The following is a 15,762-nucleotide window of genomic DNA, read 5'->3' as shown; positions in this document are numbered from 1 at the left end:
AACAGTATTAAGAATACGATCCCTTGTCTGGAGAATACTGTCAAAGTACAAATCCTGATATACGATAATTCAAAGGTCTTATGATGTGAGCCGCTAAGGCTTTAGTCAAGTACGCAGACCAGCGTTTTCACATCGACTTAGCCAGTCCCTCTCCCGCGAAGAGCCTTATTTATCGACCTTAATCCAGTTTCTTTCGCGGAGAGGGGGAGCGATCTTTCTATCAAAGTTGACGAAGAAATTCATCCTCATCCAACACCTTAACACCAAGCGCCTGGGCTTTATCAAGTTTCGAACCGGCTTCACTACCTGCGACTACAAAATCAGTCTTGGCCGATACACTGCCTGCAACCTTGGCTCCAACTGCCAAGAGACGTGCTTTGGCATCTTCACGCCCCATACTAGTCAATGTTCCTGTCAGTACCATTGTCTTCCCGTGGAAAGGATGATTAACATCCAATTGTTTGCGCTCTTCCTTCGGCCAATGCACGCCTTGAGCCAAGAGCTTATTAATGACCTCAACATTATGGGATTGGGCAAAGAAGTGCACCACATGATAAGCACCAATAGGCCCAATGTCTCGCAGTGCCATGAGCTGTTCTGCTGTGGCATTTTTTAACGATTCAATATCAGAAAACTCAGTCGCTAATACGCGCGCGCTCACTTCCCCAACCTCCCGAATGCCCAAGGCGTAGAGAAAGCGGGCAAAGGTTGTTTGCTTACTTTGCTCAATGGCAGTCAATAAATTCTCTGCCGATTTTTTCCCCATCCGCTCGAGGTTAGCTAAAGTATCCAGATCCAGGGTATATAAATCAGCGACATCGCGGACAATTTCCTGGTCGATTAATTGCTCGATAAGAACTTCACCCAAGCCATCGATCGCCATCGCCCGTCTCGAAGCAAAATGCCATAACATTTGTTGGAGTTGCGCCTTACAGAACAATCCGCCAGTGCAACGGGCGACTGCCTCTCCTTCTTCCCTGAAAACGCCTGCACCACAAACCGGGCAATGAGTCGGCATCTGGATCAATTGTGTATCTTCAGGCCGTTTTTCCAATACAACAGAAACAACCTCCGGAATCACATCACCCGCACGGCGGACAACCACCGTATCGCCGATACGAATATCTTTGCGTTTGATTTCATCCATGTTGTGTAAGGTCGCGTTACTGACGGTAACACCCGCCACACTCACAGGATTTAATCGTGCAACGGGTGTTAATGCCCCAGTCCGTCCGACCTGAAAATCAACGGCATGGATCTGAGTCATTTCCTCACTGGCAGGAAACTTATGGGCGCAGGCAAACCGTGGTGCACGAGCTACGTAGCCTAACTCCTCCTGCAACTCGATATCGTCGATCTTGTAAACCACACCATCAATTTCATAAGGTAACGATGCTCGTCTCTCTAACATCGATTCATAAAAGGCAAGACAACCGGCAAAACCGTGCACCGTTTTAGTTTCAGCAGAAACCCGAAAACCCAAACTCTGCAACCATTGCAAACGCTCAAAATGGCTAGTTGGCAATGACCAATTTTTCGGCTCATAACCACCAATACCATAACAGTAAATCGCCAAAGGCCTACTTGCAGTAATTGCAGGATTTAATTGGCGTAAACTGCCTGCCGCCGCATTTCTGGGATTAGCAAAGGTTTTCTCACCATGAGCCCGTGCTTTTTTGTTATAGGCTTCAAAACCGGCCTTCGGCATATACACTTCCCCACGAATCTCAATCAGCTCAGGGGGATTCTCGGTCAATAATTTTAATGGAACAGCTGCAATCGTTCGAATATTATTGGTGATGTTTTCACCCACAGCCCCATCACCCCGTGTAGCCGCACAATGTAATACCCCATTTTTATAGGTGAGACTGACAGCCAAGCCATCCAGTTTAGGCTCGCAAGTAAAGAGCAATGCTTTCTCATCCATCTCCAGACGATCACTGACCCGTTTCATAAATGCTTGCAACTCGTCTGTAGAAAAAACGTTCCCCAACGAACGCATCGGTTGCTGGTGCAAAACCGGTTCAAAAGCACCGGCAGGTTTACCACCGATCCGTTGTGTAGGCGAATCCGCACTGACATAGTGTGGATATTCTGATTCCAGTGCCTGTAATTCCTTAAAACAGCGGTCGTATTCAATATCAGGAACCAAGGGGTCGTCGAGTACGTAATAGTGATAATCATAATCTCTGATACGAGTTTTTAACATTTTGATTTGATTGAGAATATCCTCATTCATTCATCAACTATCCTTTTAAGATTAACTAGGGCGGTTTTCCACAGGGAGTGCTAAGAAAACACTCAATTTTCTGTTGCGACTCACTGCGGAATAAAAAAGAGTTAAGCGCGTTTTTAAATTAATAAACAACTACCAGCTAACCACAATTAGCTCCCAAGGAGGCAATGATGGCTGAAGCCATGGTATTCGATTTACTCCTCTTTTTTCAACGTTTCCGTCTCAAGAAACGGCATACCCCCCATTTTTTCGACGTGACTTTGAAAGTTTGTTAGCTTTTTACGCAAGTAAAGCGCTTAAAGCCCATGAATGTTTTCAATAATCCACTGCCTGGACAGGAACAGTCACGCCTTCCCTCGTGTTCTTTTAAAAGTAAGCGGCCCCCCTGGCCCGACCTGGGAGCAGGCAAGGACATCAACCTACAACTGCTATACTCAAAATACCTAATTTTTTAGGAGATTCTCATGCCCAAGATAACCAAAAAACAGATGAAAGAGTCAAAAGAGGCTAGCAAAATTAAACCCGGTGATTTAGAAAATGTTTCTGGAGGCGTTAAAGAGCGCCCGCTTTTCCCTAAAAGGAAACCACCCTACAGGCGACCCGAATAGAAATTTATTTTGCAGTGAAATCCAGATTAAATACCACCCTCATGTGCATACAACCAATCTCTAACCCTGGTTGTATGCATCGCAGGCACTTTGCTTTTGCAATAGCTATTCCATCAGCATGGGGTAACCGCCCTCTTTGATGTAATAATACCAATCACAATGTGAGGTTGCTGAACTAAATTAAGGAAAATAATCCTAATTACGCCCCGCTCTCAATCCCTCAGAGACATCCTAATTTTTTTCTTGCCAATGGAATGACAATTAGGACTTAAAAAGCCAATAATTCGACATTTAAGGTGTTAAATTTTATTGTTATTTTTTAATCTTGCTGTCAGGCAGATGAGTGTGTTATAGATGGGTGTGATTGACTTTTAAACAAGGATGATGAAATGGACTTCCCGCGTTTTTTTGTCTGTTTTTTTCTTTTTCTGGTTTCTTTTGGAGCATACTCGGAAACACCAGATAAGAATATGGGTATTGCTTTTGTACATGGCACCAATGACCATCGCGAAGATGCTGATGGTGGTTATTGGAAAAGGAGTTTTATCAATTCACTGGCTTCAGCGCTTCCCAATCCAGCAAACCACTACATCGTTCATTGCGATTTTAGCCATTACATGTGGCATGAAGAAGCCGCAGGATGTCTGGCTAGCCAATTACTCGAATTTGTTCATGAAAAACAAATTAAACATTTGACGGTTTATACCCATTCGAATGGTGCAAATGTCATGCGTTGGATCCTTTCCAATCCCACCTATGATCCGCGTTTCATGCTTTTGTCTAAGAAAATCCATCACGTCATTGCTATTGCACCGTCCAGTGGCGGTACACCATTAGCTGACGAAGCAATTGATGGCAATGGGTTTGAGGATGAGGTAGCCTGGTTGCTCGGTTATCGCAATGATTCGGTAAAGCAACAGCGCGTTGGCGATATGGCGCTCTTTAATGATGAAATGTTATTTGGTAGTAAAGGACGACCTTCTTTACCAATTCCTTTTCACGTCATTGTCGGCTCCGATGTTAATGCCTCACCGCTAGACAAGGAAAGCTATTGCAATCAATATCTATTGAATGCGGCATTAAAAATCACCCAACGTTATCTGGATGACTGCTCAGATGGTTTTTTGGATTGTGATTCACAAATGACCGCTGGTCTTTTCTGGTTTTATGATTGGCAAAAAACGAAACAACAAACCCCTTTGAGCCATAATCAAAGCCGCCATTCATGCTTTGGTTTGGACGATATTCTACGGAAAGCACTATTTGCACAAGGAGCAATTCAATGAGAGGTCAGCTATTTGTTTTAATCTTATTAGGGGCACTACAAGCGCAGGCAATGACCTTCCCGCAGCAAGCACTTAAACCCTATGATTGCAAGCGTTGTGAAAATCTCCCACGAGAGACTCTCAGTACAAGTTGGCCAACCAATAATAATCCTTTAGGGCATAAAACAAAGCATCAACAAAAAAGCCGTAAATACAAGATAAAAACAACCTTTGGACAATTAAAAAAGGGGCTTGTTATCAATACACAAGCACCTGGAGCCATTATTCGTATTACACCTTTAAATCGAAAATTACCTGCCAAACCTGACTTTCGCATTAAAAATAGTAAGGGTCTTGATTTGACCCTCCTTGAAGCCTCTTCCTTATTTTCCAAAGAAGAAGCGCTACAAAATACTTTCTTTAATGGTCGCGATCTCATTCTCTTACAATTAAAACCGGAACTAGGTGCCGGGGAATTTGTCTTAAGTAGTTCTACACCTGGCTTAAAAGATGATGAAAATTACCTTATCCACGTTTTTGATAAGGATGCAAAAACCTATTTACACGTCAAGACGGATAAGGCTCACTATCAATACGGAGATGAATTAGTGGCAACCATTTCTTTTCAAGATGAGGAACAGCATTACCGCATTGATGCCATTGATGCTTCTTTAGTCAATGCAAGTGGGGACACCATTCCTTTAAATCTGGAAAAAATAGAAGATGAAAACTACGAAGGGCATGCAACCCTCCTATGTGATAAAGATAGCCAGGGAGGGAATTGGTATGTGGAAGTCAAAACGACTACAACACTTAATGCGCAAACCATTAAGCGACAAGGGCATTCTGCTTTTTCTTATATTATTCCCTCCGCAGCGATTCGGGAAATCAAAAAAACAGGAACTGGCCCGCTAACTTTTTCTGCGAGCGTTGAAGCAGCTACTGATAGCCGCTACGCCTTGCAAGTCGTTCTTTATGGTAGTGATAAAGCAGGAAAAATACACCCCATGCAAACAGCGCAAACTTCTGCATGGCTAACTGCCGGTCTCCATAATTTGGATTTTTCATTTGATTCCGAGCTAAAAAGTAATTATAAAGCACCTTATTATCTTGGCTATATTCATTTAACCGATTTGGGTCAATTAAAACAGGTTTTTGAATTTGATACGCCGATTGCACTCACCAAGCTAGGGGAATAATGGCTTATTTTGCTGATTTTTCATTGCTTGAGGGTATCGCCATAGCGATTGCCCTCCAATTCTGTCTTTTATTGTGGCTTATCCGCCGTCAATACCAACAGCGTCAATACACTGAAGCCCAGCTCGATAAAACACAGCAATTGTTCACTAACCAGTTGCATCAGCTGCATCTTGAATTGCAACAAGGTTACCAAGCGAATCAGCATAGTATTAGCGAAAAAATTATGCAGGGTCAGTTAACGAGCCAGCAATTAATCAGTGACATTGTACAACGGCAAATGACCGATGTCAGGGAACAAATGAGCCACAGCTTTAAACAGCATGCCAGTTCGCTCTCCTCTCATCTGCAAACGTTGACAGAAGAAATACGCAATCATCTTCATAGCCTCACCCAGCAAGTGAATCATAAATTAACCGAAGGCTTTGAGAAAACATCCTCAACATTCACTGATGTCGTTAAGCGCTTGACCATTATTGATGAAGCACAGAAAAAAATTACGGAGTTGTCTTCCCATGTGGTCAGTTTACAAGATGTCTTGGTAGACAAACGGGCACGCGGTGCTTTTGGTGAAGTCCAATTATCAACGTTGATTGCTAATATGATTCCCAGCACCCATTATCGTATGCAATACACACTGAGCAATCAAAAAAGAGCGGATTGTATTTTGTTCCTTCCTGAGCCGACAGGCAATGTCGTCATTGATGCCAAATTTCCCTTGGAAACTTTCCAAAAGCTGATGAATACGGATGCGACCTCCGTTGAGAGAAAATCATTGCAACAACAATTTCGTCAAGATTTGCAAAAACATATCAAAGACATCGCTGAAAAATACATTATCCCTAATGAAACCACCGATGGCGCAGTCATGTTTATTCCAGCCGAAGCTATTTTTGCCGAAATTCATGCCAACTACCCAGAAGTGATTGCCCTCGCCCAACGATTGAAAGTCTGGCTTGTTTCACCGAACACCTTAATGGCTGTCTTAACGACAGCAAGAGCTGTTCTAAAAGACGATGCCACCCGTAAACAAATCCATATCATCCAGAAACATTTGCATGCCTTGGCCGATGATTTCCAACGTTTTGAAAAACGAATGGACAAATTATCCAAACATATTGATCTTGCTCATCAGGATGTCAGTGAAGTCAGTACTTCGGCTAAAAAAATTACCCAACGTTTTCAAAAAATTGAATCAGTGGAATTGGACATGCAAGAATTAGAAAAAACGATCCCGATACTTGATGCAGTTGAAGACTAGCTTCTCATCGATTGTCTCAAGACATTGAAAAACAAATAACCCCGTTGCAAGCAGCCAGGGTTTTAACAGTCGTCATTGTAGGCTTAAACCAATCTTTTACGAATGAAGCAAAAGGAGCCCTCAAAAATAATGTCATTGTTAGATCAATAAGATAACTTCTTTTTAATTCCGTACCTATGGTATGCTAGAAAAATATTAATTGATGGGATCCCTCATGCGCCTAAAGTGTTGTCTGCTTGCCATCACCTTTTTTTTTCTTGCTTTCTCTGTAAACGCCGAGATTATTTCGCCTAATGACCCTCGATGTAGATACGACCAACCTTACATACCAAGCTGTGCTAAAACTGTATGCTGTGGTGATATGGGTGGTATTAATTACTGCGATTCATCAGCAGGTCGCTACGTGTGTAATAATGGCTATTTCTCATCCTGCTATTGTACTCGACATGCGGTGATGGATTTAGAAAAATTGCAGGGTTGCTGCTTATGGCAAGGTGGGGTTTTCTCCACAGATGAAACGGGACTCGTTATTTGTAATAACGGTGGTATATCCCAAACTTGTAGTGGGGAACCACCCTATCAACCTATTTCAAGCTGGCAATAATCTGTCAACCTGCCGTGCCTTATGCACGGCATCCGTATCTACAAAACGACATTGTCTTCCTCGCGCAGATGGGAATCACCCGATTCCCATCTGCATGCAAAAGATACAATGCACTGGACAAGCCATCCTGCAAACCGCATAATTCTTCTATTTTGTGCGGCGCAAGCATGAACAACACCCCTCTTATAGAAATTAAGCAGATCGATAAAGTCTATGGTGGTGCTACGATACTGAATAATATTTCTTTATCAGTATACAACGGCGAATTCCTGACTCTGCTTGGTCCCTCCGGCTGTGGAAAAACTACCCTGCTGCGTTTGATCTCAGGCTTTGAGCAGCCTACAGCTGGCGCTATTTATATTAATGGCCAATGCGTTAATTTATTGCCGCCACAAAAACGTGATGTTCATACCGTTTTTCAAAGTTATGCCTTATTTCCCCATTTATCCGTTTATGAAAATGTCGCCTTTGCCTTGCGTTGTAAACGTGTTAAGGAAAGCGAAATTGCGCAGCGAGTTACAGAAACCCTGCGTCTGGTGCAATTAGAAGCCTTTGGTGAACGTAACATCAAACAATTAAGTGGTGGCCAGCAACAACGTGTCGCAATTGCTCGTGCAGTAATCAATCGACCACAAGTCTTACTACTTGATGAACCCTTAAGCTCGCTGGATTACCGCTTACGCAAAGACATGCAATATGAACTTAAGCAATTGCAAAAAGCGTTAAAGATGACCTTTATTTTCGTCACCCATGATCAGGAAGAAGCCCTGTCCATGTCGGACAGGATTGTTATCTTTAATCACGGTCATATTGAGCAAATCGGTACACCAAGGGAAGTGTATGAAACGCCAAGCAATCTTCATGTGGCAATGTTCATCGGTGAAGCCAATATTTTCGATATCACTGTGGATGCCCTGGATGAGCAAGACTTACTCACCAAAATTGAATCCGTTACACTACGCTGTAAAAACACAGCTCGGTTTAAGCCAGGTGATAAAGCACATCTAATCATTCGACCTGAGGATATTCGGGTGTGGAGTCTTAATGAAGTAGAAGATACGCAAGAAATGCTGCCGGGCAAGATAGTCGATATTGTCTATAAAGGGTCTACCGTTGATCTCAAAGTAGAACTACCCTCTGGAAAAATCATCAATGCATCGGAATTTTTTGATGAGGACGATGATAAGCTGGAATATGTGGCCAATGAAACGGTTTGGGTAGAGTGGTTACCCGGCTGGGAAGTCCTATTACCTTATGAACATCAATAATCCTGGTGCTGAGAATTAAGATGAACGTTAAATCACCGTCTCTTTACTTGACTTATACCTGGCTATTCATTTTTAGTTTTATTCCCTTAGGTTTGGTCTTGATAGCCAGTTTTTTATCGCGAGATAGCAGCCATCTGGTGAGCTTACCCTTTACATTAACCAATTACACCGCCCTGCTAACCCCTGTCTTTGCCAAGATTTTTTTTCGTTCCCTATTAATTGCTTTCGTTACTACGGGATGCTGCTTACTAATTGCCTACCCTTTTAGCTATTTACTGGTTAAATCAAAACATCAATCGTTATTGTTATTATTGATTATTATTCCCTTTTGGACGAGTTCGCTTGTACGTACTTATTCACTCATTGCCATACTCAAATCCAAAGGAATTATCAATGCCATTCTGTTGAAATTACATTTGATCGATACCCCACTCGCTTTACTATACTCCAATTTTGCAGTTATCAGCGGGCTGGTTTATAACTTATTTCCTTTTATGGTCTTACCTATTTTTACCAACATGGAGCGTTTTGATTTCAAACTGATTGAAGCAGCGAAGGATTTAGGAGCCAATAAATGGGCTATATTTTTTCGCGTGTTCTTACCCAATACCGCCAGTGGTATTATTGCAGGCTGCTTATTGGTGTTATTACCCGCAATGACTTTGTTTTACATCCCTAACGTACTGGGCGGGGCTCGCTCTATTTTGTTAGGTAATTTAATTCAAGATCAGTTTCTGGTGTTAGAGAATTGGCCGCAGGGCTCAGCAACCTCGGTGGTATTAACAGTCCTTTTACTGATTTTATTAATTATTTATCGTCGCCAGAGTAAGGAGGTATTGCATTGAAGGCCTTGGCGCAAAAAACATTTTTGAGTCTTGTTTATCTCATACTTTATTTTCCTATCTTGGTTTTGATCGTTTACTCAATCAATAACACCAAATTTTCCCTGCAGTGGCATGGCTTCTCTTTACGTTGGTATATAGAACTTTTTCATGATCGCGGGTTATGGTCCTCTTTTCTACATTCCATTCTGTTAGGACTCGGCGCATCCATTGCAGCTACTACGATAGGCGTACTAACCTGCGTCCATCTATTTCTCTTTCGCAGTAAGCACAGCCATTTCCTGTATGCCTTATTATTATTGTTGATTATTATTCCGGATTTGGTTCTTGGTGTCGCCTTGCTTTTATTTTTTAATGCCAGCAATATTCCTTTAGGCTTTTCAAGCTTATTAATTGCGCATATCACGTTCTGCATTCCTTTTGTGGTGTTAACAATCAATAGCCGCATTCATACCCTTGATCCCAATATCTATTTCAGTGCCCTGGATTTAGGAGCGAGTCGTTGGATTGCCTTAACTAAAATTCTGCTGCCCTTATTATGGCCAGGCGTTTTAAGTGCCTTTTTGCTTTGTTTCACTTTATCGTTCGATGATGTCATTATCAGCTACTTTGTTGCTGGTCCTGATTTTAATATCTTACCGCTCACCATTTATTCCCTGGTTAGAGCAGGTGTAACCCCGGAGCTGAATGCCTTATGTACGATTACTCTGCTGATATCGATGGTATTAGTTATCATTTCACATCGCTTATCGGGTAAATCAGTATGAAAATTCTACTCTTTTTTCTTCTAATGATAACGGCCTCTTTTTCTGCCCATGCCAATAAAGTGGTCAATGTCTACGTCTGGGGAGGAGAAATTCCCAAAAAGGTCATACAACAATTTGAACAACAAACAGGGATTAGGGTTAATTTTTCTACGTATGACAGTAATGAAACGATGTACGCCAAATTAAAAGCAAGTGGCAAAAGTATTTATGATGTCATCCTTCCCTCTGCTTATTATGTTGAGCGCATGCAAAGACAAGGTATGCTCACGCCACTTGATCAAACTCGCTTACCTAATCTTGCCAATTTGGATGAGCGCTTTACCAATAATAACTATGATCCAGGCAACCGTTACAGTGTGCCTTTAATTTGGGGGGCTACGGGCATCTTTTTCAATCGAGACTTCGTCAAAATGACACCACGTAGCTGGAATACTCTCTGGCAAAGTCGTTGGCGCCGGCAATTGATGTTGCTTGATGACTCAAGAGAAGTGTTTGCTATTGCCTTGATGAGCCTCGGCTTTAATCCTAATGATAGCGATCCCAAACACATTGAAGCGGCCTATCAACGCCTACTGGCACTTGTTCCTAATATCAAATTATTTGCCAGTGACAGTATTCAGGCCATTATGATCGATGAAGATGCCATAGCCGGCTCTGCCTGGAATGGGGATGCTTTTAAAGCGCATGCCGAAAATAACAGAATTGACTTCGTTTATCCCAACGATGGCTTTGTAATTTGGGTTGATTGTTTGGCAATGCCTCTTAGCCCGCCACATCCTGATGAAGCCTATCAATTTATTAATTTCATGCTCCAGGCTGAAATCAGTGCGAAAATTGCACTCGCCGAAGGGCATGCGATTACCAATGCGAAAGGACGCGAATTATTACCTAAATCAGTGAGTGAAAATAAGGTTGTCTACCCCTCAGCCGAAACACTTAAGCGCGGCCACTTTCAACGCGATGTTGGTGAAGAGACTTTGGCACTTTATAACCTCTATTGGCAGCAATTAAAACTGGCATTTTAATGCTGCATGGCTATTGGTGATTAATACCAGGGGAAAAAATGATTATTAAGATAACAGTCTTTTTGAAATACCTTGAGATATCATCATAATGTTTTCAATACTCATGCCCACTTTTTTGGAACCAAGCTGATCGTTGATTTGTTTCCATATCGCATCGGAACGAATACACTCCAAAAAATCATGCCCAAGCCAGCTCAGGCGAATCAAATGGAACCCATGCGGAGAACCGCCTGGTGTTTTATGGATTTTGCCTTTGATTAATCCCGCTTCTTCCAGTATTTCCAAATGGTAGGAAATTTCGTTGTGTTCATCCATAGGAAAACTGTCTAACGTCAACAGTGCATTTGGTGAAAGCTCTTCCACTTTGAAGAGTATATTTCTAATCATATCCCAGTTACGTTTCATAATCCTCTTGGCTCTAATTATCCGCTTATAAATACTATAGTGTGAATTTAGGAATCTATAAATTCTACAAACATCCAAACATCATGCGCTAAAACGATTCGCACTGAATGGTAAGGGATTCGTTATCAAATCGGAGCCCGTTATCATCTCCGCAACCAAACGTCCCGTAACCGGTCCCAAAGTCAGGCCATGATGGGCATGTCCAAAAGCAAACCATAGCCCTTTATGGCGAGGTGCCTGGCCAATAATGGGAAGCATATCCGGGGTACATGGACGGCAACCCATCCAGGGCTTTTCTTCAAGTCGTTTGGTAATAGGGAAAAGCGTGCGTGCAATAGGCTCTACACAGTTAAGTTGTACTGGCGTCTTTCGCGAGTCACGACGCGCAAATTCAGCGCCCGTCGTTAGCCGGATCCCGCGTGTCATTGGCGCCATAACATAGCCATTTTCGACATCCAACACCGGGTGATTGAGGCATGTATCCGGTTTCATATCATAATGCATATGGTATCCACGTTTAACAGCCAGTGGGAACCGATAGCCCAATCGAGCACTTAATATATCCGACCATGGTCCTAAGGTAATCACAGCAGAATCTGCTTTAATCTCGCCCTGCTCTGTCTTGAGTGTCCACTGATCAGATAGCTTGCAGGCATCTCCAAAGAAGAAGCGCCCACCAATACGCTCAAAGTGCTTTGCATAAGCAGCGACCAACGCACCAGGGTCACTGACCGCCTCAGACTGCGTATAACGAAGGGCGCCTAACAAAGATTGATCCAGATCGGGTTCAATCTGACGTAAGGTTTCGGCATTCAATTCCTCAAATTTGGCGCCATGCTCAGCCAGGCATTTTTCAGCAAACCTTGTTTCAATATCCTGCTTTTTCGCGCTACGAAAAACTTTAAGCCACCCTCCGGAGCGAAACAAATGTTTAGCGTCTGCTGCCTCAGCCAGCGAATGATGTTCCGATAAACTATATTGGATTAGCGTTGCATAAGAGCGAGCAATCTCGGCGTGGCGGGATGGATGAGAATGAAACCAGTATTTCCATAGAAAAGGTGCCAATTTTAGTAGAGAAGTTAAGTGATATCTGGCTTCCGGTGAGCGGTTCAAAGCATATTTAATCAGGGAACCAATATCTCTTGGGAAAGCATAAGGATACACACCTTCACGCTGAATTAATCCAGCATTGCCAAACGAGGTTTCACTTCCTGGAAATTTCAGATCCACCAAAGCAACCGAACGTCCGCGCATTTGTAAATGAGTGGCAACCGATACACCAACAATTCCGCCGCCAAGCACAAGGGCATCAAATTTCATAGGCCATGCTCTCCATTGCTGAAAAAAATGTCATATAAAAAGGTAGCCTAGCATAATGGCCAATTTTACCGTAATTGGCAAATCGGAATATTAATTTTTATATCAGAAATGCTCTCTTACGGGAGTGACATCTGTTTACAGTCTCTATAATTTTGGCTTTTTACGAATGAATTGCTAGCATCGCGATTCGAATCCCGATTGCTTTTGGAAAAAGCAACCATGACAAACCAGTAGGAAAATTTAGCTTGCCCTGCTAATCCAGACATTGATACCAAGCTATGTTTTACTGACTTGTTCAACTGCTTTTGCTAGAATCTCCCCAAACTTATCGCCTTAGAGTGTCATGTCTGTTAGTCATACTCCCATGATGCAGCAATATTTACGCATCAAAGCCGATTACCCTGATATGCTTCTCCTTTATCGCATGGGTGATTTTTATGAGCTTTTTTATGATGATGCCAAACGGGCAGCGCAACTGCTCGATCTCACCTTAACTCATCGTGGGCAATCGGCCGATAAACCAATACCAATGGCTGGTGTTCCTTATCACGCGGTTGAAAATTATCTGGCACGCTTATTAAAGAAAGGTGAATCTGTCGCCATTTGCGAGCAAATTGGGGATCCAGCTACGAGCAAAGGCCCTGTTGAACGCCAAGTCACCCGTATTATCACGCCAGGAACAGTAACCGATGAGGCGCTTCTCGATGCGCGGCGCGACAATATATTACTTGCCATTCATCCTCAGGCGAAGCAATATGGCCTCGCTTGGGTCGATTTAAGTGGTGGCCGTTTTCACTTGTTACAAGTAGGCGATGAAGAACAACTTATTGCTGAAATCAACCGCCTGCAACCAGTAGAAATTCTGCTACAAGATGCCATTGCTATCAATTGTCTACGTAATAATGAGCGGGTAAAAATTCGCCCGGCATGGGATTTTGCCCCCGAACGAGCTCGTCAACGTCTATGTGAGCAATTTGCAGTTAGCGATTTGAGTGCTTTTGGCGAAAAAGACTATGGCAATGCCTTCCCTGCGGCCGGCTGTTTATTGGCTTATCTAGAAGCGACGCAACGCCAGGCTTTGCCGCATTTAACCAGTATAACGCTGGAACAAAATAGTGATTATCTGCAATTAGATGCTTCCACACAAAAGCATTTGGAATTATTTGAAAATTATCAAGGAGGACGAGAAAATAGCTTACTCGCCGTTCTTGATTACACGGCCTGCGCGATGGGTAGTCGTTTGCTAAAGCGCTGGCTTGGCAGGCCCCTGAGTCAACATAGTGCAATCCAGCAACGCCAGCAAGCAATTAAAGAACTGATTGAGAAAAAGCAAGATACTCTGTTACAACCGCTCTTACGGCAACTCTGTGATGTAGAAAGAATTGTCTCCCGTATTGCGCTTAAATCAGCCAGACCCCGTGATCTGGTGCAATTGCGTCAAACGTTGGCTCTCTTACCCGAATTGCATGCAACAGTTGCCCAAAACAAAGCCTCTTTAACACAAACACTGGCAGGACAATTAATTGCGCAGCCAGTATTACACAACCTCTTAACTGCGGCGCTTGTCGACAATCCACCCATGTTAATTCGTGATGGTGGTGTAATTGCAACGGGTTTTGATGAAGAGCTTGATGAATTAAGAACCTTAAACAACCATGCTGCGGAAAAACTCATTACCTTGGAAAATGACGAGAAAAAACGTTCCGGGCTCTCGTCGCTGAAATTTGGCTATAATCGCGTGCAAGGCTATTACATTGAGTTATCACGCAATCAGGCAGAGAAAGCGCCTGCAAATTATCAACGAAAACAGACGTTAAAAAATGTTGAGCGCTATATCACACCGGAATTAAAGTTATTTGAAGAAAAAGTCTTGTCCGCAGAAGTCAAAGCCCTGGCAAGAGAAAAATGGCTTTATGAAAATTTACTGGAAGAAATACAACAATACATTACTTCGCTCTCTCAATTGGCACAGGCAATTGCCCAACTTGATGTGCTCAATAATTTTGCTGAACGAGCACAAAGCCTGAAATGGTGCTGTCCAGAATTAGTTAGCAAACCCGGTATTCACATTCATGCCGGACGCCATCCGGTGGTAGAACAAGTTCTGCAACAGCAATTCATTGCCAATGATTTAGAGCTGGATGATAAACAAAATATGCTCTTGATTACCGGCCCTAATATGGGAGGTAAATCGACCTACATGCGCCAAAATGCTTTAATTGTCTTGCTCGCGCATCTAGGGAGTTATGTACCGGCTAGACAGGTACAAATAGGTCCTATCGATAAGATTTTCACACGCATTGGAGCGAGTGACGATCTGGCCTCAGGGCGCTCCACCTTCATGGTCGAGATGACTGAAACAGCCCATATTCTACGCCAGGCAACCGCTAAAAGTCTGGTTCTTATTGATGAAATAGGCCGGGGTACCAGTACTTATGATGGGATGGCACTGGCCTACGCAACCTGTATCTATCTGGCCGAAACCGTCAAGGCCTACAGTTTGTTTTCGACTCATTATTTCGAATTAACCCAGTTGCCTGAACAAATGGATCGCATCAGAAATATTCATTTACAAGCCACATTGGCAACAGGCCGTATTGTTTTTTTATATCGGGTAGAAGAAGGCCCTGCCAATCGCAGTTATGGCCTCGAAGTAGCGCAACTTGCCGGCCTTCCCGCTGAAGTTTTGCATCTTGCTACGACTCATTTGGATCTGGTTCAACAACAGTCTCCTCAACAACCAGCCCCTGCAACTACAGTGAAACCCCTGGCACCTGTACTGCGTGAGTTAGCGAAAATTGATGCCGATAATCTTTCAGCTCGTGAAGCACTCGAATTGGTCTATCGTCTAAAAGCATTGGAGGCAAACGAAATAACAGATTAGATTTTTTTCAAAATTTAGAACCTGCTTTGTAACTACGGTACTCGAATACTGAAAATACTGGCATCGAAAGAAGTCTATTG

The 15,762-nt window shown here is 43.0% G+C and carries 13 protein-coding genes; 10 read left to right on the top strand and 3 right to left on the bottom strand.

Annotated features, from left to right (window positions below; all coding sequences use genetic code 11):
- Window positions 1-220: 220 nt before the first annotated feature.
- A complete protein-coding gene (gene ligA / locus ACN4Z1_RS05430; protein ID WP_419388041.1) occupies window positions 221-2,239 on the bottom strand; it encodes an NAD-dependent DNA ligase LigA in 2,019 nt (672 codons plus the stop codon).
- A gap of 461 nt (window positions 2,240-2,700) precedes the next feature.
- Between ligA and ACN4Z1_RS05425 the strand changes: the two genes are divergently transcribed.
- The 9 genes from ACN4Z1_RS05425 (at window position 2,701) to ACN4Z1_RS05385 (ending at window position 11,073) form a co-directional block, all read left to right on the top strand.
- The gene (locus ACN4Z1_RS05425) at window positions 2,701-2,844 is read left to right on the top strand and encodes a hypothetical protein (protein ID WP_181879334.1); all 144 of its coding nucleotides are present in this window, start codon (window positions 2,701-2,703) and stop codon (window positions 2,842-2,844) included.
- A gap of 389 nt (window positions 2,845-3,233) precedes the next feature.
- Window positions 3,234-4,130 (top strand): hypothetical protein, encoded by an 897-nt coding sequence (locus tag ACN4Z1_RS05420; protein ID WP_419386327.1) that lies wholly within the window; start codon window positions 3,234-3,236, stop codon window positions 4,128-4,130.
- The gene (locus tag ACN4Z1_RS05415; protein ID WP_228364355.1) at window positions 4,127-5,308 is read left to right on the top strand and encodes a DUF4785 domain-containing protein; all 1,182 of its coding nucleotides are present in this window, start codon (window positions 4,127-4,129) and stop codon (window positions 5,306-5,308) included. Before ACN4Z1_RS05420 ends, ACN4Z1_RS05415 begins: the two co-directional genes overlap by 4 nt.
- Window positions 5,308-6,567, top strand: coding sequence for a DNA recombination protein RmuC (locus tag ACN4Z1_RS05410; protein WP_228364356.1), 1,260 nt, complete (start codon window positions 5,308-5,310; stop codon window positions 6,565-6,567). Before ACN4Z1_RS05415 ends, ACN4Z1_RS05410 begins: the two co-directional genes overlap by 1 nt.
- A gap of 214 nt (window positions 6,568-6,781) precedes the next feature.
- Window positions 6,782-7,171, top strand: coding sequence for a neurogenic locus notch (locus tag ACN4Z1_RS05405; protein ID WP_115220910.1), 390 nt, complete (start codon window positions 6,782-6,784; stop codon window positions 7,169-7,171).
- Between the two features lie 167 nt (window positions 7,172-7,338).
- Complete coding sequence (potA, locus tag ACN4Z1_RS05400; RefSeq protein WP_228364357.1) at window positions 7,339-8,439, top strand: spermidine/putrescine ABC transporter ATP-binding protein PotA; 1,101 nt, start codon at window positions 7,339-7,341, stop codon at window positions 8,437-8,439.
- A 20-nt stretch (window positions 8,440-8,459) separates the two neighbouring features.
- Window positions 8,460-9,284, top strand: a complete 825-nt coding sequence (locus ACN4Z1_RS05395; RefSeq protein ID WP_115220908.1) for an ABC transporter permease — start codon at window positions 8,460-8,462, stop codon at window positions 9,282-9,284.
- Window positions 9,281-10,048, top strand: a complete 768-nt coding sequence (locus ACN4Z1_RS05390) for an ABC transporter permease subunit (RefSeq protein WP_228364358.1) — start codon at window positions 9,281-9,283, stop codon at window positions 10,046-10,048. The genes ACN4Z1_RS05395 and ACN4Z1_RS05390 overlap by 4 nt, the downstream gene beginning before the upstream one ends.
- Window positions 10,045-11,073 carry an ABC transporter substrate-binding protein gene (locus tag ACN4Z1_RS05385; RefSeq protein ID WP_419386329.1) on the top strand — a complete coding sequence of 343 codons (1,029 nt, stop codon included), beginning with the start codon at window positions 10,045-10,047 and terminating at the stop codon, window positions 11,071-11,073. Before ACN4Z1_RS05390 ends, ACN4Z1_RS05385 begins: the two co-directional genes overlap by 4 nt.
- A 45-nt stretch (window positions 11,074-11,118) precedes the next feature.
- Here ACN4Z1_RS05385 and ACN4Z1_RS05380 read toward each other — a convergent pair whose 3' ends face one another.
- Together ACN4Z1_RS05380 and ACN4Z1_RS05375 are read right to left on the bottom strand one after the other, a co-directional pair.
- Window positions 11,119-11,478: a DUF2513 domain-containing protein gene (locus ACN4Z1_RS05380; RefSeq protein WP_419388042.1), complete on the bottom strand. Its 360-nt coding sequence runs from the start codon at window positions 11,476-11,478 to the stop codon at window positions 11,119-11,121.
- A gap of 81 nt (window positions 11,479-11,559) precedes the next feature.
- On the bottom strand, window positions 11,560-12,798 hold the full coding sequence (locus tag ACN4Z1_RS05375; RefSeq protein ID WP_228364360.1) for an NAD(P)/FAD-dependent oxidoreductase: 1,239 nt from the start codon (window positions 12,796-12,798) through the stop codon (window positions 11,560-11,562).
- Window positions 12,799-13,141: 343 nt separating this feature from the next.
- Between ACN4Z1_RS05375 and mutS the strand changes: the two genes are divergently transcribed.
- Complete coding sequence (gene mutS / locus ACN4Z1_RS05370; protein ID WP_419388043.1) at window positions 13,142-15,682, top strand: DNA mismatch repair protein MutS; 2,541 nt, start codon at window positions 13,142-13,144, stop codon at window positions 15,680-15,682.
- The last annotated feature ends 80 nt before the right edge of the window (window positions 15,683-15,762 follow it).

Source organism: Legionella sp. ST3F1 (genome assembly GCF_048553315.1).
Taxonomy (GTDB): Bacteria; Pseudomonadota; Gammaproteobacteria; order Legionellales; family Legionellaceae; genus Tatlockia; species Tatlockia donaldsonii.
The sequence above is the reverse complement of the archived record's forward strand: the minus strand, read 5'-3'. Positions and strand labels throughout refer to the sequence as shown.

What these genes read in the sequence shown, in the direction of transcription:
- ACN4Z1_RS05405 (WP_115220910.1), top strand. Translation starts at nt 6,782, where the DNA reads ATGCGCCTAAAGTGTTGTCTGCTTGCCATCACCTTTTTTTTTCTTGCT.
- ACN4Z1_RS05380 (WP_419388042.1), bottom strand. Translation starts at nt 11,478, where the DNA reads ATGAAACGTAACTGGGATATGATTAGAAATATACTCTTCAAAGTGGAA.
- potA (WP_228364357.1), top strand. Translation starts at nt 7,339, where the DNA reads ATGAACAACACCCCTCTTATAGAAATTAAGCAGATCGATAAAGTCTAT.
- ACN4Z1_RS05385 (WP_419386329.1), top strand. Translation starts at nt 10,045, where the DNA reads ATGAAAATTCTACTCTTTTTTCTTCTAATGATAACGGCCTCTTTTTCT.
- ACN4Z1_RS05415 (WP_228364355.1), top strand. Translation starts at nt 4,127, where the DNA reads ATGAGAGGTCAGCTATTTGTTTTAATCTTATTAGGGGCACTACAAGCG.
- ACN4Z1_RS05420 (WP_419386327.1), top strand. Translation starts at nt 3,234, where the DNA reads ATGGACTTCCCGCGTTTTTTTGTCTGTTTTTTTCTTTTTCTGGTTTCT.
- mutS (WP_419388043.1), top strand. Translation starts at nt 13,142, where the DNA reads ATGTCTGTTAGTCATACTCCCATGATGCAGCAATATTTACGCATCAAA.
- ACN4Z1_RS05375 (WP_228364360.1), bottom strand. Translation starts at nt 12,798, where the DNA reads ATGAAATTTGATGCCCTTGTGCTTGGCGGCGGAATTGTTGGTGTATCG.
- ACN4Z1_RS05410 (WP_228364356.1), top strand. Translation starts at nt 5,308, where the DNA reads ATGGCTTATTTTGCTGATTTTTCATTGCTTGAGGGTATCGCCATAGCG.
- ligA (WP_419388041.1), bottom strand. Translation starts at nt 2,239, where the DNA reads ATGAATGAGGATATTCTCAATCAAATCAAAATGTTAAAAACTCGTATC.
- ACN4Z1_RS05425 (WP_181879334.1), top strand. Translation starts at nt 2,701, where the DNA reads ATGCCCAAGATAACCAAAAAACAGATGAAAGAGTCAAAAGAGGCTAGC.
- ACN4Z1_RS05395 (WP_115220908.1), top strand. Translation starts at nt 8,460, where the DNA reads ATGAACGTTAAATCACCGTCTCTTTACTTGACTTATACCTGGCTATTC.